15 protein-coding genes and 1 riboswitch are annotated in these 22,405 nt (G+C 75.5%); of the genes, 9 read left to right on the top strand and 6 right to left on the bottom strand.

The annotated features are described in order from the left end of the window. Positions 1–51 precede the first annotated feature (51 nt). Positions 52–1,305, top strand: a complete 1,254-nt coding sequence (locus DV701_RS10275) for a sensor histidine kinase (protein ID WP_162802958.1) — start codon at positions 52–54, stop codon at positions 1,303–1,305. Next, positions 1,302–2,027 (top strand): response regulator transcription factor, encoded by a 726-nt coding sequence (locus tag DV701_RS10270; RefSeq protein ID WP_114928220.1) that lies wholly within the window; start codon positions 1,302–1,304, stop codon positions 2,025–2,027. The genes DV701_RS10275 and DV701_RS10270 overlap by 4 nt, the downstream gene beginning before the upstream one ends. 11 nt (positions 2,028–2,038) lie before the next feature. Here DV701_RS10270 and DV701_RS10265 read toward each other — a convergent pair whose 3' ends face one another. Further along, on the bottom strand, positions 2,039–2,680 hold the full coding sequence (locus tag DV701_RS10265; protein ID WP_114928219.1) for a response regulator: 642 nt from the start codon (positions 2,678–2,680) through the stop codon (positions 2,039–2,041). Further along, positions 2,677–3,807 (bottom strand): sensor histidine kinase, encoded by a 1,131-nt coding sequence (locus DV701_RS10260; protein ID WP_162802957.1) that lies wholly within the window; start codon positions 3,805–3,807, stop codon positions 2,677–2,679. The genes DV701_RS10265 and DV701_RS10260 overlap by 4 nt, the downstream gene beginning before the upstream one ends. Positions 3,808–3,967: 160 nt before the next feature. On the opposite strand from DV701_RS10260, the gene DV701_RS10255 reads away from it, so the two are divergent. The 7 genes from DV701_RS10255 to DV701_RS10225 all read left to right on the top strand — a co-directional run bounded on the left by DV701_RS10255 (position 3,968) and on the right by DV701_RS10225 (position 12,616). Further along, entirely contained in the window at positions 3,968–4,633 is a 666-nt protein-coding gene (locus DV701_RS10255) for a hypothetical protein (protein WP_162802956.1), read from the top strand. Next, a riboswitch (guanidine-III (ykkC-III) riboswitch) is annotated at positions 4,616–4,685 on the top strand. (Overlaps the previous gene by 18 nt.) Positions 4,686–4,721: 36 nt before the next feature. After that, positions 4,722–5,036: a DMT family transporter gene (locus tag DV701_RS10250; protein ID WP_114928216.1), complete on the top strand. Its 315-nt coding sequence runs from the start codon at positions 4,722–4,724 to the stop codon at positions 5,034–5,036. 2 nt (positions 5,037–5,038) lie between these two features. Then, the gene (locus DV701_RS19245) at positions 5,039–5,578 is read left to right on the top strand and encodes a DMT family transporter (protein ID WP_114928215.1); all 540 of its coding nucleotides are present in this window, start codon (positions 5,039–5,041) and stop codon (positions 5,576–5,578) included. A 67-nt stretch (positions 5,579–5,645) separates the two neighbouring features. Beyond that, a complete protein-coding gene (locus tag DV701_RS10240; RefSeq protein WP_114928214.1) occupies positions 5,646–6,419 on the top strand; it encodes an ABC transporter ATP-binding protein in 774 nt (257 codons plus the stop codon). Next, entirely contained in the window at positions 6,419–8,977 is a 2,559-nt protein-coding gene (locus tag DV701_RS10235; RefSeq protein WP_114928213.1) for an FtsX-like permease family protein, read from the top strand. The genes DV701_RS10240 and DV701_RS10235 overlap by 1 nt, the downstream gene beginning before the upstream one ends. Positions 8,978–9,065: 88 nt before the next feature. Beyond that, entirely contained in the window at positions 9,066–10,661 is a 1,596-nt protein-coding gene (locus DV701_RS10230; protein ID WP_324616584.1) for an acyl--CoA ligase family protein, read from the top strand. Between the two features lie 47 nt (positions 10,662–10,708). Beyond that, positions 10,709–12,616, top strand: a complete 1,908-nt coding sequence (locus tag DV701_RS10225; RefSeq protein WP_114928211.1) for a heavy metal translocating P-type ATPase — start codon at positions 10,709–10,711, stop codon at positions 12,614–12,616. Between the two features lie 17 nt (positions 12,617–12,633). Here the strand turns inward: DV701_RS10225 and DV701_RS10220 are convergent, their stop codons facing one another. From DV701_RS10220 to recC, 4 genes are read right to left on the bottom strand one after another with little or no spacing between them, the layout of a single operon-like run. Next, the gene (locus DV701_RS10220; RefSeq protein WP_114928210.1) at positions 12,634–13,527 is read right to left on the bottom strand and encodes an alpha/beta hydrolase; all 894 of its coding nucleotides are present in this window, start codon (positions 13,525–13,527) and stop codon (positions 12,634–12,636) included. Positions 13,528–13,530: 3 nt separating this feature from the next. Then, positions 13,531–15,516 (bottom strand): exodeoxyribonuclease V subunit alpha, encoded by a 1,986-nt coding sequence (gene recD / locus DV701_RS10215; RefSeq protein ID WP_114928209.1) that lies wholly within the window; start codon positions 15,514–15,516, stop codon positions 13,531–13,533. Beyond that, positions 15,513–18,899, bottom strand: coding sequence for a UvrD-helicase domain-containing protein (locus tag DV701_RS10210; protein WP_114928208.1), 3,387 nt, complete (start codon positions 18,897–18,899; stop codon positions 15,513–15,515). The genes recD and DV701_RS10210 overlap by 4 nt, the downstream gene beginning before the upstream one ends. Before the next feature lies 1 nt (position 18,900). Continuing rightward, the gene (gene recC / locus DV701_RS10205; protein WP_114928207.1) at positions 18,901–22,401 is read right to left on the bottom strand and encodes an exodeoxyribonuclease V subunit gamma; all 3,501 of its coding nucleotides are present in this window, start codon (positions 22,399–22,401) and stop codon (positions 18,901–18,903) included. Positions 22,402–22,405 lie beyond the last annotated feature (4 nt).

Here is a 22,405-nt window from a genome sequence, read left to right as displayed (position 1 = left end):
CAGACCACGGTCCGACGCCGCCCGACCGACCCGACCGTAGGCTCGCCGGTGATGGACGAGCTGCGCGAGACGATCGGTGAACTCCGGCGCCACCCCTGGGCGCCCGACGTGGCGCTCGTCGGTGCCCTGGCGGCGTGGGTGCTGCTCACCGGCGTGGTCCTCGGCGGCGGGGCGACCCTCCTTGGGCTGGTCCAGGTCCTGCCGCTGTTCGTGCGGCGCCGCCGCCCCCTGACCGCCGCGCTGCTGGTGGCCCTCGGCTGCCTGGTCCAGCTGGCCCTTCTCGACGAGCCGATCCCCGCCAACGTCGCCGTGCCGGTCGCGGTCTACAGCGCGGCGGCCTTCGGCGACCGCCGCACCTCCAGGCTGGGGCTCGCGCTGGGGCTCGTCGGTGCCGTGCTCGCCGGGCTCGCCTGGTCGTTCGGCGGCCCGGAGCTCGCGCAGCAGCTGGCCGCCGCGAGCGTCCAGATGTTCTTCATGGCGACCTTCGTCGGCGCGGCGTGGGTGCTCGGCGACGTCGTCCGGCGGCGCAAGGAGGTCCTCTCCCGCCTCCAGGCGCAGCACCGGGCGCTGGCCCGCGACACCGCGCAGCGCACCCGGCTCGTGGCCCAGGGCGAGCGCGCCTCGATCGCCCGCGAGATGCACGACGTCGTCGCGCACAGCCTCGCGGTCGTCGTGGTCCAGGCCGACGGGGCCCTGTATGCAGCCCGTCAGGCGCTCGACGCACCGCCCGCCATCGGGCCGGACCGGGCGGCGCTGGAGCGTGCGGCGCAGACCCTGGACACCCTGGCGCAGACCGCGCGCGACTCGCTGGCCGACACCCGGCGGCTGGTCGGGGTGCTGCGCGACGAGGACGCGGGGGCCGAGTTCTCGCCGCTGCAGGGACTGGCCTACCTCGACGACCTGGTCCAGCGGGTGCGCGACTCCGGGGTGGCGGTCGACGTCGTCGTGCGGGGCCGCACCGAGGACCTGCCGCGCGAGGTCGACCTGGCCGCCTACCGGGTGGTGCAGGAGTCGCTGACCAACGTGCTCAAGCACGCCGGCCCGCAGGCGCACGTCGACGTCGACGTGATGCGCACCCCCGCGGTGCTGCTCGTGCGGGTCACCGACGACGGGACGGGCGCGCCGCCCGACGCCGACGGCGAGGGGAACGGCGTGCTCGGGATGGCCGAGCGGGCCGAGGTGCTCGGCGGCAGCGTGCACGCCGGACCCCGGGCCCGGGGCGGCTGGGAGGTCGTGGCGACGATCCCGGTGGACGACGACGCGAGCGGGGCGGGCGCGAGGCCGGCCGCGGGAGGAGAGCGATGAGCGCAGGTCTGCCGGGCGAGGCGCCCATCCGGCTGTTCCTCGTGGACGACCAGGAGCTGGTGCGCGCCGGCTTCCGGATGGTCCTGGACGCCCAGGAGGACATGACCGTGGTCGGCGAGGCCGGCGACGGCCTGGCCGCCCTCGACGCGGTCGCGGCCACCCGGCCCGACGTGGTGCTGATGGACATCCGGATGCCGCGCATGGACGGGGTCGAGGCGACCCGCCGGCTGGTGCAGGCCGAGGGGGAGCGGGACGGCGGTGCCAGGGTGCTGGTGCTGACCACCTTCGACCTGGACGAGTACGTCTTCGCCGCGCTGCGCGCCGGCGCCTCCGGCTTCCTGCTCAAGGACGCCGGTCCCGCGGAGCTGCTCTCGGCGATCCGCGCGGTGCACGCCGGCGACGCGGCGATGGCGCCCTCGACGACCCGGCGCATGCTGGAGCGCTTCGTGCCGCAGCTGCCCGACGCCGAGCGCGAGCGGGAGCGGGCCGCCGAGCGCCGCGCCGCCGCCGCCCGGCTCGACCCGCTCACCGACCGTGAGCGCGAGGTCCTCGAGGCGGTCGGCCGCGGCCTGAGCAACACCGAGATCGCCGCCGAGCTCTTCCTCGCCGAGGCCACGGTCAAGACCCACATCGGCCGGGTGCTGCACAAGCTCGGGCTGCGCGACCGGGTGCAGATGGTGATCACCGCCTACGAGACGGGGCTGGCGGGGCGGCCGGAGTAGGGAGGTCCCCGTCAGGTCCGCAGCCCCAGGTCGTGGGCCAGGATGACCAGCTGGACGCGGTCCCGGCTGCGCGTCTTGGTGAGCAGCCGCACCACGTGCGTCTTGACGGTGGACTCCGCGACGAACAGCTGCCCCGCGATCTCCTTGTTGGTCAGCCCCCGGCCGACGAGGGCCAGGACCTCCCGCTCCCGCTCGGTGACGTGCGCCAGGCGGGCCTGGTCGGCCGCCGGCGCCTGCTCCATCCACCTGGCCAGCAGCCGGTGCGTCAGGGCCGGGTCGAGCAGCTCGTCGCCGTCGGCGACCGCCCGCACCGCCTCCACCAGCCGCGCCGGCCGGGCGCTCTTGAGGAAGAAGCCGGCCGCCCCCGCCCGCAGCGCCTCGTAGAGGTTGCGGTCCAGGTCGAAGGTCGTCAGCACCAGCACCTTGGCCGGGCTGCCGCGGCGGGCCAGCTCGGCCAGCGCCGACAGGCCGTCCAGCACCGGCATCTGCAGGTCCATGAGCACCACGTCGGGCACCAGCTCCAGGGTGCGGGCCACCGCCTGCGCGCCGTCGGTCACCTCGGCCACGACCTCGAGGTCGTCCTGCGCCTCGAGCAGCATCCGCAGCCCGCCGCGGAAGAGCGCCTCGTCGTCGGCGAGGAGCACCCGGATCATGCCGGGCCCCCGAGGGGGAGGCGGGCGTGCACGACATACCTGCCGTCCTGCTCTCCTGCGGAGAAGGTGCCGTCGAAGACCGCGACCCGCTCGGCCAGCCCCAGCTGCCCGAACCCGCCGTCGCCGCGCACCGCGCCGGCCGGGAGGTCGTTGACGACCGAGATCTCCAGCGCCGGCCGGGTGCGGCGCACGGCCAGGTCGACCGCCGCGCCGGGAGCGTGCTTCATCACGTTGGTCAGCGACTCCTGGACGATCCGGTATGCGGTCAGGCTCACCGCGGGCGGCACCGCCGCGCCGCCGGTGCGCTCGACGCGCACCTCGTGGCCGGCCCGGCGGACGCGGTCGACGAGCACGTCGAGCTGCTCGAGCGAGGGGAGCGGGGCGACCGCCGCGTCACCGCCGCCCGCCGCCTCGTCGCCGTCGCGCAGCAGGTGGAGCAGCCGGCGCAGCTGCTGCACCGCCTCGTCGCCGGAAGTCTGCACGGTGACCAGCGCCTGCCGGGCGCGGTCGGTGTCGCGCCCGAGGTTGGCCTCGGCGACGCCCGCGTGGACCACCATGACGCCGATCGCGTGGGCGACGACGTCGTGCAGCTCGCGGGCCAGCCCGGCGCGCTCGGCGGCGACCGCCCCGGCGGTGTCGAGCTCGCGGCGCCGCGCCAGCAGGACCGCCTCCTCCCGCGAGGTCTCGGCCCGCCGGCTCAGCACGCCGGGGACGAAGCCCCCGACGGTGAGGATGCCCATGAAGAAGGCGTCGCCCGCGTGCACCCCGCCCTGCACGCCGGCCAGCAGGGTGACGCCCCACAGGGCGAGGCCGAGGAGGGCCTGGCCGAGCGGCAGGTAGGCCCCGCAGGCGAAGACGCCGACCAGCCAGATCGCCAGGTAGAACACGTCGTCCGGGCTGCTGCCCAGCACGAGCGTCTGCACGGCGGTGCAGGCCAGGACGACGACGGCAGGCACGAGCGGGTTGAGGCGGCGGGCGCCCAGCGAGAGGGCGGCGCTCACCTGGAGGGCGACGACCCCCCAGCCCTGCCCCTGCGACCGCAGCGAGAGGACCGACCCTGCCGCGATCGCGGCAGCCAGCGCGATGTCCGTGCCCAGCGGCGCCGGGCGGAGCAGGCTCGCCCGCACACCCGGAACGCTACCGCCGCCGACGGTCGCGCGGGTCCATCCGTGGACGGACGTCCCGGGTCCGCCGGGTGGACGCGGGACGAGGCCCGGGCGCGCCAGCCTGAGATGTCGGCACCACGACCGGCGCCCGGCACCACCACCAGCACGGAGGAGAAACATCATGAGCAGCAGGCTGCTGGCGGCGACGATGATCGCCGCACCCGTCCTCTTCACCGCCCAGGAGGTGACCCGGCTGACCGTCGAGCACGGCCACGCCACCGACGCCTCGATGCTGGCCTCGATCGCCGACCACCGCGGGACGTGGGAGGTGTTCGGCTGGCTGGTGCTGCTCACCGCGCCGGTGTGGGTCGCGGCCATGGTCGGACTCGCGTCCGCGCTCCGCCCGGCCGCGCCGCGCTGGGCGCTCGGCGCCGGGACCGTCGCCGTCCTCGGCGGCGTCGGTCTGGCGATGCACCACGCGATCTACGTCGAGGACGGCGCGATCGCGTCGGGGCTCGGCGACCCGGCGGCGGCGCAGCAGGTGCTCTCGGGGAGCGGGGGGACCCGGATGGAGGACGCGGCCCTCGTCCTGATGATCGGCGGCATGCTGCTCGGCGTGCTCCTGCTCGGCGTCGGCCTGGCGCGCGCCCGGGTGATCCCCTGGTGGGCCTTCGCGTGCCTCCCCGCCTGGGTGGTCGTCACCGCGATGTCCGACGGTGCCGGCCCGCTCCTGGGGCTGGGCAACCTGGTCCTGCTGGCGCCCTTCGCGCTCGCGGCCGTGTCCCTCCTCCGCGGGGCGGACGAGGGTGCGCGCGTTGCTACCCTGGAGGCGGCGCCCTCCGCCTGAGGACCCGCCCCGGACGACGGATCAGTACCCGGTGAGGACACGACTGGCCAGCTCTCGTTGACCATCTCGACCCGCTCAGGAGACACCCATGGACTGGGCCCTGCTCATCGGTTCCGGCGTCCTGGAGGCCGTCTGGGCCACCGCGCTCGGCGCCTCCCACGGGCTGCGCCGGCTGCGCCCCACCCTCCTCTTCCTGCTCACCACGGTGCTGTCCGTGTGGGGTCTGGCGGTGGCGATGCAGACCATCCCCACCGGCACCGCCTACGCCGTCTGGACCGCGACCGGCGCCAGCCTCACCGTCGTCTGGGCCATGGCCCGCGGCACCGAGCCGGCCACGCTCGTGCGGATCCTGCTCCTGCTGGGGATCATCTCCTGCGTCGTCGGCCTCAGGGTGGTGTCCTGACGATGGCGTGGGCGGTCCTGCTGGTCAGCGCGGTGTTCGAGGCGGTCTGGGCGACGGCGCTGGGTGCCTCGGACGGCCTGAGCCGCCCGGTCCCGACCGTGGTCTTCGTCGTCTTCTCCGTGGTCAGCCTCGTCGGCCTGGGCCGGGTCATGCGCACGATCCCCACCGGCACCGCGTACGCCGTGTGGACCGGCACCGGCGCCGTGCTCACCGTCGCCTGGGCGGCGCTCACCGGCGCCGAGCCGCTCACGCTCGTCAAGGGCCTGCTGCTCGCTGGCATCATCGGCTGCGTGGTCGGGCTCAAGCTGGCCACACCCCCGAGCCGGCCGACCCGGAGCAGGCGGAGGCGTCCGCGCCGTAGCAGCGGGGCCGGGTCACCAGGCTCGATGGGTTGTCGTGTCACGCCGGTCGTCAGGGCGACCGCCGTGTCACGACGTCACCTGGCGACCACCCACCCGCACGCGGGCGATCATGGACCGAGCCGGCCTCGAGCGGTCCTGGAGCCACCGCCACGGGGACGGCCGCGTCATACCCGGGTATGAGGAGCCCGCCCCGGGACGGGACCGTCGGGGACGAGAAGGGCGGGGCGGTGCGCCTACCGTCTTCACCATGACGACACACGTGCAGACGCACCAGACCGCCACCGCCTCCCGGGCGGCCCTGGCGGCCAGTGCCACCGACCTGACCAAGACCTACGGCAGCGGCGAGACCGCCGTGCACGCCCTGGACGGGGTGTCGGTGGGCGTCGAGGCAGGACGGTTCACCGCGATCATGGGGCCGAGCGGGTCCGGCAAGTCGACGCTGATGCACCTGCTCGCCGGGCTGGACACCCCGACGTCCGGCAGGGTCTTCCTCGGCGACACCGAGCTGACCTCGCTGTCGGACAAGCAGCTGACCACCCTGCGGCGGCGCTCGGTCGGGTTCGTCTTCCAGGCGTTCAACCTGCTGCCGACGCTCACCGCGCGGCAGAACATCCGCCTGCCCCTCGACCTCGCCGGCCGTGGCGTCGACCCCGGGTGGGAGCGCCGCATCGTCGACGAGCTCGGGCTGGGCGACCGGCTCGGGCACCGTCCCGGCGAGCTGTCCGGCGGGCAGCAGCAGCGGGTCGCGCTGGCCCGGGCGCTGGTGACGCGGCCCGAGGTGATCTTCGCCGACGAGCCCACCGGGGCCCTGGACTCCACCACCGGCGCCGAGGTGCTGGCGCTGCTGCGCCGCTCGGTGGACGAGTGGGGGCAGACCGTCGTCATGGTCACCCACGACGCCGGCGCCGCGGCGGTGGCCGACCGCGTCCTGCTGCTCGCCGACGGCCAGGTCGCCGGCGACCTTGTCGAGCCCGACGCCGACGCCGTGCTCGAGGCCGTCCGCGCGCTGGGGAGGCTCTGATGGCGCGGCGCACCTCGTCGGGCTGGATGACCGCGGGTATGGCGTCGCGCGGCTCCCGCCTGCTCTCCGCCGCCGTGGCGATCGTCATCGGGGTGGCCTTCCTGGCGCTCAGCCTGGCGACGATCACCACCGCCCAGCGCGGGATGGAGGACGCCGTCGGGGCGGGCCTGCGGGACGCCGACCTCGTGGTGACCGGCCAGGACGGCTACCCCGTCGAGGCGTCGACCTACGACGAGATCGCCGACCTGCCCGGCGTGACCGGCGTGAGCGGGGAGGCCGGCGTCAGCGCCGAGACCACCTCGCGCGAGTGGGTCTACGGGACGACCGTTCCCGCCTCGGGCGTGACCCTGCTCGAGGGGACGATGCCGGACGCCACGGGCCAGGTGCTGGTCAACCCCGACCTGGCCGAGGGACTGGCCGTCGGTGACGACCTGACCCTCGTGCCGAGCACCGACGACCCGGACGCGCAGCCCGACCCGGTGACCTTCACCGTCGCGGGCTTGGCCGACTTCGGCGAGATGAACGTGCTCTCCTACGGGCCCGGCTTCGCGGCCGGCGACGCGACCCTGCGCAGCCTCGACCCGCAGCTCGGCTACGACGCGGTCATGCTCGACCTGGCCGACGGCGCCGACGCGTCCTCGGTGGGCGAGCAGGTCGCGGGGCTCTGGCCCGACGCCGTGGTGCAGACCGGGCCGGAGGCCGCGGCCGAGCGCGTCGCCGGCCTCACCGGCCAGACCAACGTGCTCGCCGCGATCCTCCTCGGCTTCGGCGCCGTCGCACTGGCGACCGCCGCGATCGTCATCGCCAACACCTTCACGATCACCCTCGCCCAGCGCACCGGCGAGCTCGCCCTGCTGCGGGCGGTCGGGGCGACCGTGGGCCAGGTGCGGCGCCAGGTCATCCTCGAGGCGGTGCTGCTCGGCGTCGTCGCCTCCGCGGCCGGGGTCGGGCTGGGACTGCTCGGCTCCTGGGGGCTGCTGGCGCTCGCCGGACGTCTCGACCTCGGGATCCCGATGGCGTCCGGCATCGCGGTCACCCCGCTCGTCGTGGCCGTCCCCCTCCTCGTCGGCATCGTCGTCACCGTCCTGGCCAGCCTGTGGCCGGCCGTCCGTGCCACCCGCGTCTCCCCGCTCGCCGCGCTGCGGCCGGTCGGGCCGGTCGGGGAGGGCCGCCGCGTCGGCTGGGTCCGACTGGGGACGGCGGTCGCGCTCGTCGGCCTGGGCACCGCGCTCATGGCGTATGCCGCGACGCAGCGCGACATCCTCGCCGGCGTCGTCGGTGGCCTCGTGTCGTTCGTCGGCGTGCTCGTCGCCGCGGTCGTCGTCGTCCCCGCCGCGGTGCGCGCGCTCGGCCTTGCCGCCCGGCTGGCCGGCGCCCCGGGAAGGCTCGCGGTGGACAACGCCGTGCGCAACCCCGGGCGGGCCGCCTCCACCAGCGCCGCGCTGCTGGTCGGCGTCACGCTCATCACGATGACCTCGATCGGCGCGGCCTCGGCCGAGCGCACCGCGCTCGGCGAGATCGACAGCGCCTACGCCGTGGACTTCATGGTGCAGTCGAACGGCCAGTACCTCGAGCCGGACACCTCCGACGGCGCCGTCGACGGCAGCTCCGACGACAGCTCCTCCCAGGAGGGGCCGGTGACCGACGTGGTGACCGACCCGCTGGGGCCGGGCGTGGAGCCCGGGCTGGCCGCCGCGGACGGCGTGCAGACCGCCCGTGCGGTCGACACCGCATACCTCTCGGTGGACGAGTCGCTGGGCGCGACCGCGACGCTGGGGCTGGACCCCGCTCGGGACGGCGACGTGGTGCGCAGCCCGGTGCTGGCCGACCTCGTGCCCGGGACCGTCGGGATGGGCAACGCGATGCAGTCGATCACCGGGGTCGAGGCGGGTGACGTGGTGCCCGTGCACGGCCCGGGCGGGACGGCGGACCTGCGGGTGGTGGAGCTGGCGGTCGGCTACGACCTCGCGGTCAACGCGGCCGACCTGGCCCGGCTGGGCGGCGACACGCTCGCCCCCGGCGCCGTCCTGGTCCGGCTCGCCGACGACGCGGACGTGGGCGAGGCGATGGCGGCGATCTCGGAGGTGGCCGACGCCGACGGGCTCTCGGTCTCCGGCGCCGCCGCGGAGCGTGCGATGGTCACCCGGGTGCTCGACGTGCTCGTGCTGGTCACGACGGCCCTGCTCGGGGTCGCGGTCGTCATCGCCGTGGTCGGCATCGCCAACACGCTCTCGCTGTCCGTCGTCGAGCGGCACCGTGAGCACGCGCTGCTGCGCGGGCTGGGCCTGACCCGCGGCCAGATGCGCCGGATGCTGCTCACCGAGGGCGTCCTGCTCGCGGTGGTCAGCGCCGGGCTCGGGCTGCTGCTGGGGGTGGGCTACGCGGTGCTCGGCATCCAGACGCTGCTGCCGCCGGACACCGCCGTGCAGCTGGCGGTGCCGTGGACGACGGTCGGTCTCATCGTGGGCGTCGCGCTGGTCGCCGGCGCCGCGGCCAGCGTGCTGCCGGCCCGCAGGGCGGCCCGCGTCAGCCCCGCGCAGGGACTGGCGGCCGCCTAGGCACCCGTCGGCCGGCCCGCGACCGGTAGGCTTCGCTCACCTGTCGGGCCGGCCGCGGTCGGCCCGTCCGCCACCGGAAGGCCTGCCTGTGATCTCTCCCGCCAGCCACAGCCAGCTCAGCCCTCTGCGCTTCCTCGAGCGCTCCAGCAGCGTCTTCCCCGACCGGACCGCCGTCGTCCACGGCGACCGCCGCTACACCTACGCCGACCTCGGTGAGCAGACGCAGCGGCTGGCGCGCGTGCTGCGCAGCCGGATCCGGCCCGGGGACCGGGTCGCCTTCCTGGCGCCCAACGTCCCCGAGCTGCTGATCGCCCACTTCGCGGTGCCGCTCGCCGGCGGGGTGCTGGTCGCGCTCAACTCACGGCTGGCGCCCCCGGAGATCGAGTACATCCTCAACCACTGCCAGGCCTCGATCCTGTTCGTCGACTCCGAGCTGATGACGACGGTCGCCCCGATCGCCGGGTCGCTCCCCAGCGTGACCGAGATCGTGGAGGTCCCGGACCCGACCGTCGCCGCGGTGGAGGTGCCCGCGGGCGTGGCCACCACGACATACCCCGAGCTCCTCGCCCGCGCGGACGACCTGGACCCGGCCCCGCTGCCGTGGGCGGTCGAGGACGAGCGCACGGTGATCTCGCTCAACTACACCTCCGGGACCACCGGCAAGCCGAAGGGCGTCATGTACACGCACCGCGGCGCCTACCTCGCGGCCCTGGGGATGGTGGTGCACAACGGGTTCGACGGGGGGACGACCTACCTGTGGACCCTGCCGATGTTCCACTGCAACGGGTGGTGCACGCCGTGGGCGGTGACCGCGGCCGGCGGCACGCACGTGGCGCTGCGCGCCGTGCGCGCGGACGCCGTCTGGTCGGCCATCGACGACCTGGGCGTGACCCACATGTGCGGCGCCCCGACCGTCTGCACCACGATCGTCAACGCCCCGCAGGCGCACGCGCTGGACCGGCCGCTGCGGATCACCACCGCGGGTGCCCCGCCCTCGCCGACGATCATCGCCCAGCTCTCCGAGCTGGGGATCACGGTCCTCCACGTCTACGGGCTCACCGAGTCCTACGGTCCCTACACGATCTGCGAGCCCCAGGAGTCATGGGCGGACCTGCCCGCCGCCGAGCGCGCCCGCCTGCTGTCCCGCCAGGGCGTGGGCATGGTCCAGGCGGAGGCCGCGCGCGTGGTCGACCTCGAGATGCGGGACGTCCCGGCCGACGCGGTGACGATGGGCGAGATCGTGCTGCGCGGCAACAACGTCATGGCCGGCTACTACGAGGATCCGGAGGCGACCGAGAAGGCCTTCGCCGGCGGCTGGTTCCACACCGGCGACCTCGGCGTCATGCACCCGGACGGCTACGTGCAGCTGCTCGACCGGGCGAAGGACGTCATCATCTCCGGCGGGGAGAACATCTCCTCGGTAGAGGTCGAGCAGGCCGTCGTCGCGCACCCGCAGGTGCTCGAGGCGGCGGTCGTCGGCGTCCCCGACGAGAAGTGGGGCGAGCGGCCCGTCGCCTACGTCACCCTGCGCGACGGCGCGTCGGTCACCGGCGAGGAGCTGATCGCGCACACCCGGACCCTGCTGGCCGGCTACAAGGTGCCGCGGGAGTTCGTCGTCCTCGAGGAGCTGCCGAAGACCTCGACCGGCAAGATCCTGAAGTTCGAGCTGCGCGAGGGTCGGTGAGGCCCGCCTGCCTGGACGTTTTCAACGACCTTATGTAGTAAGGGGGTATGGGTAGCGTCGTGTCGGTCCTGCGCAGGCACCCCGCCGTGGTGCTGGCGCTCGTCGTGCTCGCGGCCGTCCTGGCCCTGATGGTCGCCGGCCAGGGGGTCGTGGCGCAGTGGCTCGGCACCGGCTTCGTGGTCCTGGTCGTCCTGCGTACCTCGGTGGACATGGTGCGCGACGTGCTGCGCGGACACTACGGCCTCGACATCCTGGCGGTCGTGGCGATGGTGGCCACGGTCGCGGTGGGCGAGCACGTCGCCGCCCTGATCGTGGTCGTGATGCTCACCGGGGGCGAGGCGCTGGAGGAGTATGCCGCCACGCGCGCCCGCGCCGAGCTCACCTCCCTGCTCGCCCGGGCGCCGCAGGTCGCCCACCTCGTCCTGGGCGGCTCCGAGCGGCAGGACGGGGAGCCGTCCGTGCGCGACGTGCCGGTGGAGGAGGTGGAAAGGGGCGACCTGCTCCTGGTGCGGCCCGGCGAGGTGGCCCCCGTCGACGGGGAGCTGGTCGGGGAGGAGGGGACGTTCGACGAGTCCTCGCTCACCGGGGAGAGCCTGCCGGTGACCCGCGGCCCGGGGGAGCGTGTGCTCAGCGGAGCCGTCAACGGGCACCGGGCGGTGACGGTGCGGGCCGTGGCCGTCGCGGCCGACTCGCAGTACCAGCAGATCCTGCGCCTCGTGGAGTCGGCCGAGGACGCCAAGGCCCCGACGGTCCGGGTGGCCGACCGTTTCGCCGTGCCGTTCACCGTGGTCTCGCTGCTCATCGCCGGCGTGGCGTGGTGGGCCTCGGGAGACCCGGTCCGGTTCGCCGAGGTCCTCGTCCTGGCCACCCCGTGCCCGCTGCTCATCGCCGCGCCCGTCGCCTTCCTCGGCGGCACCAGCTCCGCCGCCCGGTCGGGCATCGTGGTCAAGGGCGGCGCCACGCTGGAGGCGCTCGCCCGGGCCCGGTCGGTGGCCTTCGACAAGACCGGCACCCTGAGCGTGGGACGGCCGACGCTCGCCCGGGTCGACGCGGCGCCCGGGTTCGAGGCGGACGAGGTCCTGCGCCTGGCGGCCTCGGCCGAGCAGTTCTCCTCGCACGTCCTGGCCGACGGCATCATGCGGGCCGCGAGGGACCGCGGGCTGCGCCTCGGCGAGGGCAGCGGTGGCCAGGAGCACGCGACCCACGGGGTCGCCGCCACGGTCGAGGGACGGCAGGTGGTCGTGGGCAAGCTGGCCTTCGTCCGCGAGACCGACCCCACGGCATACCCCTCCGGGCTCGGACCGGGGCAGACCTCGGTGTCGGTCGCCGTCGGCGGGCGCTTCGCCGGCAACCTCGTCCTGGTCGACCCGCTGCGGCCCAACGCCGCGGCGACCGTCGGCGTGCTGCGAGGGCTGGGGATGCAGGAGGTCGCCCTGCTCACCGGCGACCAGCTGGCGACGGCGCGGTCGCTGGGGCAGGAGGCGGGCGTGGACCGGATCGAGGCCGCGCTGCTTCCGGAGGACAAGGTCCGCATCGTCGGGCAGATGGCGCACCGCCCGGTGATCATGGTCGGCGACGGCGTCAACGACGCGCCCGTGCTGGCCGCCGCCGACGTCGGGATCGCGATGGGCGCGCGCGGCTCGACGGCTGCCAGCGAGGCCGCCGACGTCGTCATCACCCGCGACGACATCGGCAAGGTGGTGCAGGCGGTCGACATCGGCCGGCACACCTACCGGGTCGCGCTGCGGGCCATCTGGCTCGGTGTCGCGCTGAGCCTGGGGCTGATGGTGGTGGCGGCGCTCGGTTACATCCCCGCGGTCGCCGGGGCGCTGACCCAGGAGCTGGTCGACCTGGCCGCGATCCTCTACGCGCTGCTCGCGCTGCGGCCGGGCACCCGGCACCCGGAGGTGCTGGAGAGCGCCGCGACGGACCACCCCGTCGCCGTCGGGACCTGACCGGCGACCGCAGCCGGTCAGCGCAGGTGCTGGGCCAGGAAGTCCACGGTGCGTTCCCAGCGCGGCTCCACCGGCTCGCCGGCGAAGACGTGCTCCGAGCCCGGCGAGACCTCGAGCTCGCTGCGGGCACCAGCGGCGCGGGCGGCCTCGTGCAGGCGCACCGACTGGTCGACCGGCACCAGCGTGTCGGCCTCGCCGTGCAGCAGCAGCATCGGCGGGGAGTCCGGCGCCACCATGCGCACCGGTGACAGCCGCCTGGCCAGCTCCTCACGCTCGTAGGCGGGGGTGTCCGGCCAGAGCATCGCCACCAGGGAGGGAAGCAGGGTCAGGTCGTAGACGCCGTACCAGCCCACGAGAGCGGTGACGCCGGCTGGCCCGTGACCGACGCCGGTGGACCCCAGCAACCACTGGTCGGGGTGCGCCTGGCCGGCGGCCAGGGCGACGACCGCGGCCAGGTGGGCGCCGGCCGACTCGCCCCACAGCGCGAGGCGGGAGGCGTCGACGCCGAGCTCGTCGGCATACCTGCGCAGGTAGCGGACCGCGGCGACGACGTCGTGCACCGGCCCCGGCAGGCTCGACTCCGCCAGCAGCCGGTAGTCGACGGTGGCGACGGCGAGACCGGCGTCCACCAGCCGCTGGAACAGGCGCTGCTGACCCCACTGGAGCGGCACGAGGCGCCGGTCGCCCTCGCGCCAGCCGCCGCCGTGCACCCACAGGACGACCGGTGGGCGCAGGGCCGCCAGCGGCACGTGCAGGTCGAGCACCATCGGGCGGTAGCCGTCGACCATCGCGTAGGTCAGGCCGGTCCAGGTGCGCGCGCCCTCCGGCGGCGGGTGGTCCAGCGGCGGGTGGTGGGTCGCGGGCGGCCAGGGGCCGTCCTCGACGGGCGGGCGCAGGTCACGGACGTCCATGCCTCATCCTGCACCGGGCGGCGCCGTGCCCGCGCGCAGCAACGCCGCGGGCGGGCCGACGTCCTCGGCGGACAACCGCTGCCGCAGGCCGCTCGCCCGCACCACGCGACGCTCCACCGCTGCCCGGACCACGTCCTCGGAGGCGACGACGCGCACCTTCTGCTGGGCGCGCGTCACGGCGGTGTAGAAGAGCTCGCGGGTCAGCAGCGGGGAGTCCGCCTCGGGCAGCAGCACGGTGATCTCGGCGGCCTGGCTGCCCTGCGCCTTGTGGATGGTCATCGCGTGCATCGTCTCCACCTCGCCGAGCCGGCCGGGCGCGAAGCGCTGCGCCCCGGTCGGCCCCTCGATCACGGCCATCCGCACCGGGGTCCCGTCCGGCTTGTGCGAGGCGACGACCACGCCCGTGTCGCCGTTGAGCACCCCGGTCACGTAGTCGTTGGCGGTCACCAGCAGCGGCCGGCCGACGTACATCGGGTCGTAGGAGGCCAGCCCGGCCTCCTCGCGCAGCCAGGTCTCGGTGAGCCGGTTCCACGTCGAGACCCCCTGCGGCCCGCTGCGGTGCGCGCACAGCAGGCGGTGCCGCCCCAACGCCTCGAGCGCGGCCGGGGCGTCCCCCCTGCGGGCCGCGGCCAGCACCTCGCGGGCGTGCCCGGTCACCAGGTCCCGCAGGTATGCGGTGTCCTCCGTCTGGCGCACCCACTCCACCTCGCCGGAGCCCGCGGACAGGGCGCCCACCACGCCGTCCGCGTCGCCCCTGCGAAGCGCGTCGGCCAGCGCCCCGATGGTCTCCCCGAAGCGGTGGACGGTGCGCAGCCGGGTGACGACCAGCGGGGCCCTCCCGCCCGCCCCCTCATCGGTGACCTCGGCGCCCGTCCCCTCACCGGTGACCTCGGCGCCCGTCCCCTCACCGGTGACCTCGGCGCCGGCCAGCTCGGCGCCGGCCAGCTCGGCGCCGGCCAGCTCTGCGCCGGCCACGAGGTCGGCCAGCACGGCGCCGGCGTCGACCGACACCAGCTGGTCGGCGTCGCCGACCAGGACGAGCCGGGCGGTGGGGCGCAGCGCCTCGAGCAGCCGTGCCATGTGCGTGAGCGAGACCATCGAGGCCTCGTCGACGAGCACCACGTCGTGGGGGAGCCGGTTGGTGCGGTGGTGCCGGAAACGGCTGCGGCTGCGGGGGTTCCAGCCGAGCAACCGGTGCAGCGTCATCGCCTCGACGTCCCTGAGCGGCTCGACGACCGCCCGGGTCCGCGGGTCGGTGGTGCGGGCGAGGATCCCGTCCAGGGCGTCGGCCACGGCGGCCCGGACGCGGGCCGCGGCCTTGCCGGTGGGGGCGGCCAGCCCGACCCGCAGGGCACGCTCGCCCGCGGCATCGGCCTGCTCGGCCAGCAGGGCGAGCACCCCGGCCACCGTCGTCGTCTTGCCGGTGCCGGGGCCACCGGTGAGCACGGCCGTCCGGGCTCGCAGGAGGGTGCGCGCGGCGGCGCGCTGCTCGGCATACCCCTCGCCGGGGAAGATGCGCCCCAGCCCCGAGTCGAGCACCGGCTCGTCCACCTGGGGGGCGTCGAGGGCGGCGCGGGTGCGCAGGTCCTCGACGACCTGGACCTCCTGGTGGTGGTAGCGCTGGAGGTACACCAGGCCCTGGTCGACGACGATCGCCCCCTGCCCGACCAGCTTGGAGCCGGTCACCTGCTCCTGCCACTCCTGCGCGTCGGGCCACGGCAGGTCGGGCAGCGCCGCCGCCCCGGCGGCGGCCAGCGCCGCCAGGCTGATCGCCACCGAGCCGGAGCGGACGGCCCGGCTGGCCAGCGCGGCAGCGAGCACCGCGGCCTCGTCCTGCTCGCGGGTGGCGCGGGCCAGCGTCCGGGCGACGTGCACGTCGGCCGCGGTGAGGACGCCTGCGGCGTTGAACCGGCCGAGCAGCCCCTGCGTGGTCTGCGCTAGGCGGCGGTCGTGCTCGTCGGTGGGCTCGAAGAGCTCCAGCGCTGTCATGCCGCTGCTCCCTTCGCCCCGTCGAGCAGGTCGGACACGGCGAGCACCAGCGCGACCGGGGGCTTCCAGGAGAAGACCCCGCAGGGGTGCCCGTCGACGACGGGGGTGTCCGGGCCGCACATCCCGCGCACGTAGAGGTAGAGGACCCCGCCCAGGTGCCGGCCGGGGTCGTAGCCCCGCAGCCGCCACCGCAGGAAGCGGTGCGCGACGACGGCGTACAGGAGGGCCTGCAGCGGGTAGGACGAGTGGCCCATCGCCTCCTCCAGCTTCTCCGGGCGGTAGTCCGCGGCGGTCAGCGGCTCCTCGGCGCGGCCGAGCCAGTTGGTCTTGTAGTCGACGACGAGGTAGCGCCCACCGGTGCGCAGCACCACGTCCACCGACCCGGTGAGGTAGCCGCGCAGCTGCTGGGCAGCCAGCTCGGGGCTGGCGTCGAGCACGTCCGCCCAGGCCCGGACGGGGTCGCCGGTCGGCAGGTGGGCGCGCAGCAGCGGGACGAGGTCGCCGAGGAGGGTGGCCTCCGCCGCCGGTGTGCGGCGCAGGTCGCCGCCGCCGAGCGGCAGCTCGAAGTCCAGCTCGCGCAGCCGGTCCGAGACGGGGACGTCCCGCAGGGTGACGCCGCCGGCGAGCGGCCCGAGCGGGGTGTCGTGGACCGCGACGAGCGCGGCGGTCAGCGCCTCGGGGTCCAGGTCGTGCACCGGCCACCAGGCCGCCTGCTCCGCGACGTGCCCGGCCAGCTCGGCCGGCAGGCCGTGCGCGGCGTCCGGGTCGGCGTGCTCCAGGACCGCGTGCACGAGCGAGCCGAAGGTCGCCCCGACCGGCAGGTCGGCCATCGGGGAGGGGAGGTCGGAGCCGGGGAGCGTCGTCTCCAGCCCCGGCAGCAGCGGGGCCGTGTCGAGGACGGGGTCGACGGTGTCCGGCTCGTCCTCGCGGGGCACCACCTCGGGCTCGCTGCTCACGCCCCCGGTCAGCGCGCCCGCCTCCTCGCGCGGGGTCGACAGCCCGGTGTAGGACGTGCGCCGCCACTCGTGGTCGACGTGCCGGGTCCACGGGGCGAGGGCCAGGTCGCCGGTGCGGTCGGGCGGGGGCACGTCGGCGAGCGGGGCGTGGTCGGCGCGCTCGAGGGCGATCGCTCCGAGGTCGGCCCAGGCCTGCAGCGTGGCGGTCGCGCCGGCGTCGTCGGGGACCTTCGCGGTCTCGGGGACGGCGGCCCCGCCGGGTGCGCGGCCGAAGAGGACCCGGTGCAGGGGGGAGCGGGCGGTGTTGCGCCCGGTCGGTGCCCACCAGGTGACGACCTGGGACTGGGCCCGCGTCATCGCGACGTAGAGCGTCCGCAGCGACTCGCCCGACTCCTCGTCCTTGGCCAGCCGGACCGAGTCCTTCCAGGTCGGGCCCCCGGGGCCGCCGACGTCGAGGAAGCGGCTGCGGCCGGGGTCGGCCTCGTGGCCGCGGGGGATCCGCGGGGTCTCGTGGACGAAGCGGTCGGCCAGCGCGGGCAGGTAGACGACGGGGAACTGCAGCCCCTTGCTGCCGTGGATGGTCATCAGCTGCACGGCGGCGGCGTCGCTGTCCAGCCGGCGGGTGAGCGCCGAGACAGACGTCGGCACGTCCTCCGCCATCTGGGTGCGCAGCCAGTCCAGCAGCGCCGTGAGGCCCAGCTGGTCGTTGCGGCCGGCCTCGTGCAGCAGCTCGGCAAGGTGCACGAGGTCGGTGAGGTCGCGCTCGCCGCCGACCCGCCCGAGCACGCGCGGGGCCAGCCCGCGGACCACGAGCTGCTCCATCACCGCGGCGATCCCCTGCCGGCCGTAGACGGCGGCGAGGTCGCGCGTCAGCCCGGCCAGCTCGTCGTCGACCTCCTCGCCGCCGGCGTCCAGGTCGAGGGCTGAGAACCCGAGCAGGTCGGTGAGGGCGGCGGCCCGGGTGAGCCCGGAGCGGTGCGGGGCGACCATCGCCTCCAGGAGGGCCAGCCAGTCCTGGGCCGCGGGCGTCTGGAGCACCGACATCCCGCCGGCCATCACCGCCGGGACGCCGACGTCGCGCAACGCCTGCTGCGCCAGCCGCAGGTCGCTGCCCTTGTGGGCGAGGACCGCCACGTGGTGCGCCCTGACCGGCTCGCCCTCGAAGGTCGCGCCGGAGCCCAGCAGCGCGGCGACGTCGAGCGCGAGGTCGGGGAAGAGGTGGTCGCGCACGGCGCCGATGCTGTCCGCCCCGCGCAGGTGCTCCCCGGCCAGCACCTGCCGCAGCCGCACGGGTGAGGCGTGCGGCGCCCCCTCGAGCCTGGTGCCCTGCAGCGCCGGCTCGACCGGGTGCACGACGATGTCGTCCTCGCCCAGGGCCGCCCCGCCCAGCAGGTGGCGCAGCGCGGTGACCACTCCGGGGTCCGACCGGAAGTTGCAGGGCAGGGTCTGGCGGTGCTCGGCGGTCGCCGCGGCCGTCAGGTAGGTGACCACGTCGCCGCCGCGGAAGCCGTAGATCGCCTGCTTGGGGTCGCCGATGAGCACCATCGCCCGGCAGTGCCCGGAGAACGCCCGCTCCAGCACCGACCACTGGATCGGGTCGGTGTCCTGGAACTCGTCGACGAGCACGACCTGCCAGCGGCGGCGCATCCGTGCCCGGGCCGGGGAGTCCTCCTCCGCCAGCGCCTCGTCGAGCTGGGTGAGCAGGTCGTTGTAGTGCATGACCTGGAGGCGGCGCTTGCGCACGTCCAGCTCGGCGCGGACCGCCTCGGCGAAACGGGCACGGCGGGCCGGGACGCTCGCGGGATCGTCGACGTCGGCGTCCGTGGGCCGCACCCGGGCGTAGACGTCGTCGACCACGGTGCGCGCGATCTCCAGGGCCTGGGCCCGCCCGAAGGCCGGCGGGCGCGTGCGGAAGGCCCGCAGGTAGAGGTCGTCGACGACCTCGACGAGCAGCTCGTCGAGGTCCTCCACCAGCTGGGCGCCGGCGTCGGTCGCCCCGGCGGCGCCAAGGCTGCGCAGCACCTGCTGGCAGAACTGGTGGACGGTGGCGATCGTGGCCGCGTCGAAGTCGGTGAGGGCCTCGCGCAGCCGCCGGTGGCGCAGGCGCAGCTCCGCAGGGTCGCAGTCGAGCAGCAGGTCGAGGAGCTCGTCGCGCCGGACGTCCGTGACCTCGGTGCCGCCCTGCCGGGCGATCTCGCCGGCGACCGCGCGCTCGGCGAGGAGGAGCTGCTCGCGCACCCGCGCCCTCAGCTCCTGGCTGGCGGCGCGGCTGAAGGTCACCACGAGCATCTCCCGCAGCGGCGTCACCCCCTCGGCCACGAAGCGGGTCACCAGCGCGGCGATCGTCCAGGTCTTGCCGGTGCCGGCGCTCGCCTCGAGGAGCACGGTGCCGGTGGGCAGGTCGCCCTTGATCGAGAAGTCGTCCATCTCAGGGCCTGCCCATCGTCTCGGCGTCCATCAGCGGCGACCAGGCGCGCAACGAGAGCTGGCCGAGCCGGGTCTGCACGCCCTCGGCCCACCGCTCGTCGTCCCCGGGCGTGCCGGCCAGCTCCTCGAGGGAGACCGGCCCGCCCAGCACCCGCAGCCACGAGGGGTCGTCCTGCTCCTTGGGGAACCGGGCCGACGTCCAGCCCTGGAAGGAGGCCTTGGCGCTGGCCGTGCTCTCCCGCTTCGAGCTGCGGAACTGGTCGGCCCACACCCACGACGTCTCCGTCGGCAGGGGGATCACCTCGCTGAGGCCCCGGTCGCGCAGGTCCACGAGCTCGCCCAGGATGCGCGCGGCGTCCTCCGCGGAGGGCGGTGCATAGCTCACGTGCACCGGTCCCGTGTCGTTCCGGCCCCAGGAGTACTTCGCGATGACGTGCGCGTGCGCGCCCCGGCCGGAGCCCGCCAGCGCCAGCGTCCGCAACCAGGCCTCCATCCGGTGCTTGGCCTTCAGGCTGGAGGAGGTCACCCTCAGGGGCTGGTCGACGACGACGTCGCCGACCGTGCCCACGACGTGCCGCCCGTCCGGCAGCGCGACGTCGACGTCGACGCTCGAGCGCTCCAGCGGCTGGCCCCAGCCTCCCTGGTGGGTGGTGCGCCATACCGCCTCGGCCATCGTCTGCACCTCGGTGCACAGGGTGTCCATGACGGTCCTGCCGAGCTCGTCCGGCGGCAGCTCGCCGCGCCACAGCTCGGCGTCCACGGTGGCCGTCGCCTCCGCGCCGGCCAGCACCGAGGTGAGCATCCGCTCGCCGATCTGCCAGCGCTGCAGGCCGTCCAGCTCGATGGGTATGCCGTCGGCGCGCAGCTCGGGCGTCTCGGGCAGCAGCAGTCCCAGCCGGGAGCGGAGGTAGGCGCGGGCGGGGTTGGCGAAGAAGCGCACGAGGTCGTCGAGGGCGACGTCCTCGCGAGGCCACGGACCCAGCGGCTGCGCGGCCAGCGGCACCCGCCCGCCGGCAGCGCGCTCGCGGGCCAGCGCCCCGTCGAGCGCCGCGGGGTCGTGGCTGAACGGCTGGTCCTCGGGAAGCAGGGGCGTGGTCCCGGCGGGAGTGGCGCCCAGGTTGCGCGGGTCGAAGGTCTGCAGCGGGTGCCGGGTGAGGATCCGGTCCACGCCCGGGCCGGAGGCGGTCGCCCGGACCGCGTCGAGCAGCTCGCCGAGCGGCACCGCGGGCGGACGCACCTGGCCGGTGTGCACGTCGAAGCCGGTGTAGGTCACGACCAGCCTCTCGCCGGCCGACATCACGGCGTCCAGCAGCAGCTGGCGGTCCTCGGTCCGCGGGTCGCGCTCGCCGGTCACCGGCCGCCGCGCGAGGACGTCGTCGCCGTCGGGGGTGCTCGACCGCGGGAAGCTCCCGTCGTCCAGCCCGACCAGGCAGACGACGCGGTGCGGCACGGAGCGCATCGGGACCATCGTGCACACGGTGAGCGTGCCGGTGCGGAACCCCGAGCGCGTCGGACGGCCGCCGCCCTGGTCGTGCAGCAGCGCGCGCACGTCGGAGAGCGCGAGCGAGAGCGAGCCGCGCGCGTTGGCCGCGGCGCGGACGCCCTCCAGCTGGCGCTGCAGCTGGGTGAGCTGCCAGGCGTCGGTGAGCGGCACGTCGGCCAGACGCTGCACGCCACGGTCCAGCGCCGTGACCCACTCCTCGACGGTGTCGGCGTCGCGCAGGACCAGCAGCGTGTCGCGCAGCCGGTCCAGCAGCTCGGCCAGCCGGCCCGCCAGCTCGAGGTCGCCGCTGTCGAGGTCGTCGAGCGCGAGGACCTGGCCCAGGTGGGTGGTGTCCTCGCCGTCGACGGCGGCACCGACGAGCAGCCGCTCCACCCCGGCGGCCCAGGTGTTCTGCGCGAGGTTCGCCAGCTGGTAGCGCTCCGCGCGGTGCGTCGCGTCCAGGCCCCACCGCACGGTGGTGGCCTCGGCCCAGTCGGTCAGCCGCTCCAGGTCGTCCTCGTCCAGGCCCCAGCGGCGGCGCACCGCGGGCGCGCGCACCAGGTCGAGCACCTCGTCGGCGGTGGCGCGCGCGCCTGCCAGCTCCACCAGCCGGGAGGCGAGCGCCACCAGCGGGTTGGTATGGAGGGGGGCCCGGTCGGCGAGCCGCACGCGCAACCCGTGGGCCGGGTGCGCGCGGGTGCTGCCGCCGACGATCTCGCCCAGCCCGAAGCCGGCGTGGACCAGGGGCGCGTAGGACTCGATGTCGGGGCACATCACGAGGATGTCGCGCGGCTCAAGGGTGGGGTCGTGCTCGAGCAGGTCGGTGAGCACGTCGCGCAGCACCGCGACCTGGCGCGCCTGGCCGTGGCAGGCGTGCACCTGGATGCTGCGGTCGCTGGCGGGCACGACCCGCCCGCGCCGCTGCGCGTCCGACGGGAGGTGGTCGCCGGAGATGTCGTCCTGGAGCATCCGGAGCAGGCTGGGGGTGGACGTGTCGCCGTCTCCGGCCGTGTCCCTCGTGGCGCCCCTCGTGGCATCCCTCGTGGCGAGGAGCTCGCCCGCGGGCCGGTCGAGCCCGCCGGTCAGCGCGAGCGAACGCTGCAGCTCGCGCGAGTCCCGCCCCAGGCTGGCCAGGAGCGGGTGCTGCACGAGCGTCCCCGACGTGTCCTCGTCGCGAGGCACGGGACCCGTGGCTGTGCCGGCGGCACGGGTGTCCCACGAGGTCGGCGAGGCCTGGGGCAGCCACAGGTGCACGTCGAGGTGCTCGCCCAGGGCGGAGACGACCTCGATCTCGCTGCGGGCGACCCGCGTGTGCCCGAACAGGGAGAGCCGCCCGGGCAGCTCGAGGTCGGCACCCAGGCGCAGCCCCTCCGTGCCGGCCTCGCGCAGCGCCGCGACCACCCGGTCGTGGCGCACGTCCGGCGGCTCGGTCCCCACCTCCTCCAGCACCCGGCGCCACAGCTCCGGCTGCCAGGCGAGGTCGTCGGCGACCTGCCCGCCCAGCCCGTCACCGGCGCCGCCCGCCCGCCAGTCCGCGAGCATCGCGGGCCGCTGGGCGGCGTAGTCGGCGAACAGGCCCGCCAGGCGGCGGGCGACGGCATACCTGCGCCCGCGACGCAGTCCGCCCTCGGTGCCGGTCATGCCGTAGCCGAGGTGGGTGGCGAGGGTGGCGGCCCACGGCTCGCCCAGGCTCGCGTCGACGGCGCGCAGCACGGCCCACGCGAGCCGGTCGGGGTGCCACGGGTCGTCGCGGTCGACCCCGAGGACGAGGGAGACCAGCGAGTGCGGGTTGAGGAAGCGCACGCCGGCGCAGACGCCGTCCCCCAGCGGTCGGCCGGCCGTGTCCTGGCCGGCGCCCAGACGGTGCGAGAGCCGTTGGGCGAGCCAGCGCTCCACACCCTTGGCGGGCACCGCGACGACCTCCTCGGCGAAAGGGTCCTCCAGCGGCGTCGCGAGGAGCTCGGCGAGACCGTCGGCCAGCTGTCCGGTGCTGGCCGCGCGGTGCACGTACAAGGTCACGTCA

Source organism: Ornithinimicrobium avium (genome assembly GCF_003351765.1).
Lineage (GTDB): Bacteria > Actinomycetota > Actinomycetes > Actinomycetales > Dermatophilaceae > Ornithinicoccus > Ornithinicoccus avius.
This window is presented reverse-complemented; position numbering and strand designations above follow the sequence as displayed.

What these genes read in the sequence shown, in the direction of transcription:
- DV701_RS10255 (WP_162802956.1), top strand. Translation starts at nt 3,968, where the DNA reads ATGAGCAGCAGGCTGCTGGCGGCGACGATGATCGCCGCACCCGTCCTC.
- DV701_RS10250 (WP_114928216.1), top strand. Translation starts at nt 4,722, where the DNA reads ATGGACTGGGCCCTGCTCATCGGTTCCGGCGTCCTGGAGGCCGTCTGG.
- DV701_RS10220 (WP_114928210.1), bottom strand. Translation starts at nt 13,527, where the DNA reads ATGGACGTCCGTGACCTGCGCCCGCCCGTCGAGGACGGCCCCTGGCCG.
- DV701_RS10240 (WP_114928214.1), top strand. Translation starts at nt 5,646, where the DNA reads ATGACGACACACGTGCAGACGCACCAGACCGCCACCGCCTCCCGGGCG.
- DV701_RS10270 (WP_114928220.1), top strand. Translation starts at nt 1,302, where the DNA reads ATGAGCGCAGGTCTGCCGGGCGAGGCGCCCATCCGGCTGTTCCTCGTG.
- recD (WP_114928209.1), bottom strand. Translation starts at nt 15,516, where the DNA reads ATGACAGCGCTGGAGCTCTTCGAGCCCACCGACGAGCACGACCGCCGC.
- DV701_RS10210 (WP_114928208.1), bottom strand. Translation starts at nt 18,899, where the DNA reads ATGGACGACTTCTCGATCAAGGGCGACCTGCCCACCGGCACCGTGCTC.
- DV701_RS10225 (WP_114928211.1), top strand. Translation starts at nt 10,709, where the DNA reads ATGGGTAGCGTCGTGTCGGTCCTGCGCAGGCACCCCGCCGTGGTGCTG.
- DV701_RS10235 (WP_114928213.1), top strand. Translation starts at nt 6,419, where the DNA reads ATGGCGCGGCGCACCTCGTCGGGCTGGATGACCGCGGGTATGGCGTCG.
- DV701_RS10265 (WP_114928219.1), bottom strand. Translation starts at nt 2,680, where the DNA reads ATGATCCGGGTGCTCCTCGCCGACGACGAGGCGCTCTTCCGCGGCGGG.
- DV701_RS19245 (WP_114928215.1), top strand. Translation starts at nt 5,039, where the DNA reads ATGGCGTGGGCGGTCCTGCTGGTCAGCGCGGTGTTCGAGGCGGTCTGG.
- DV701_RS10275 (WP_162802958.1), top strand. Translation starts at nt 52, where the DNA reads ATGGACGAGCTGCGCGAGACGATCGGTGAACTCCGGCGCCACCCCTGG.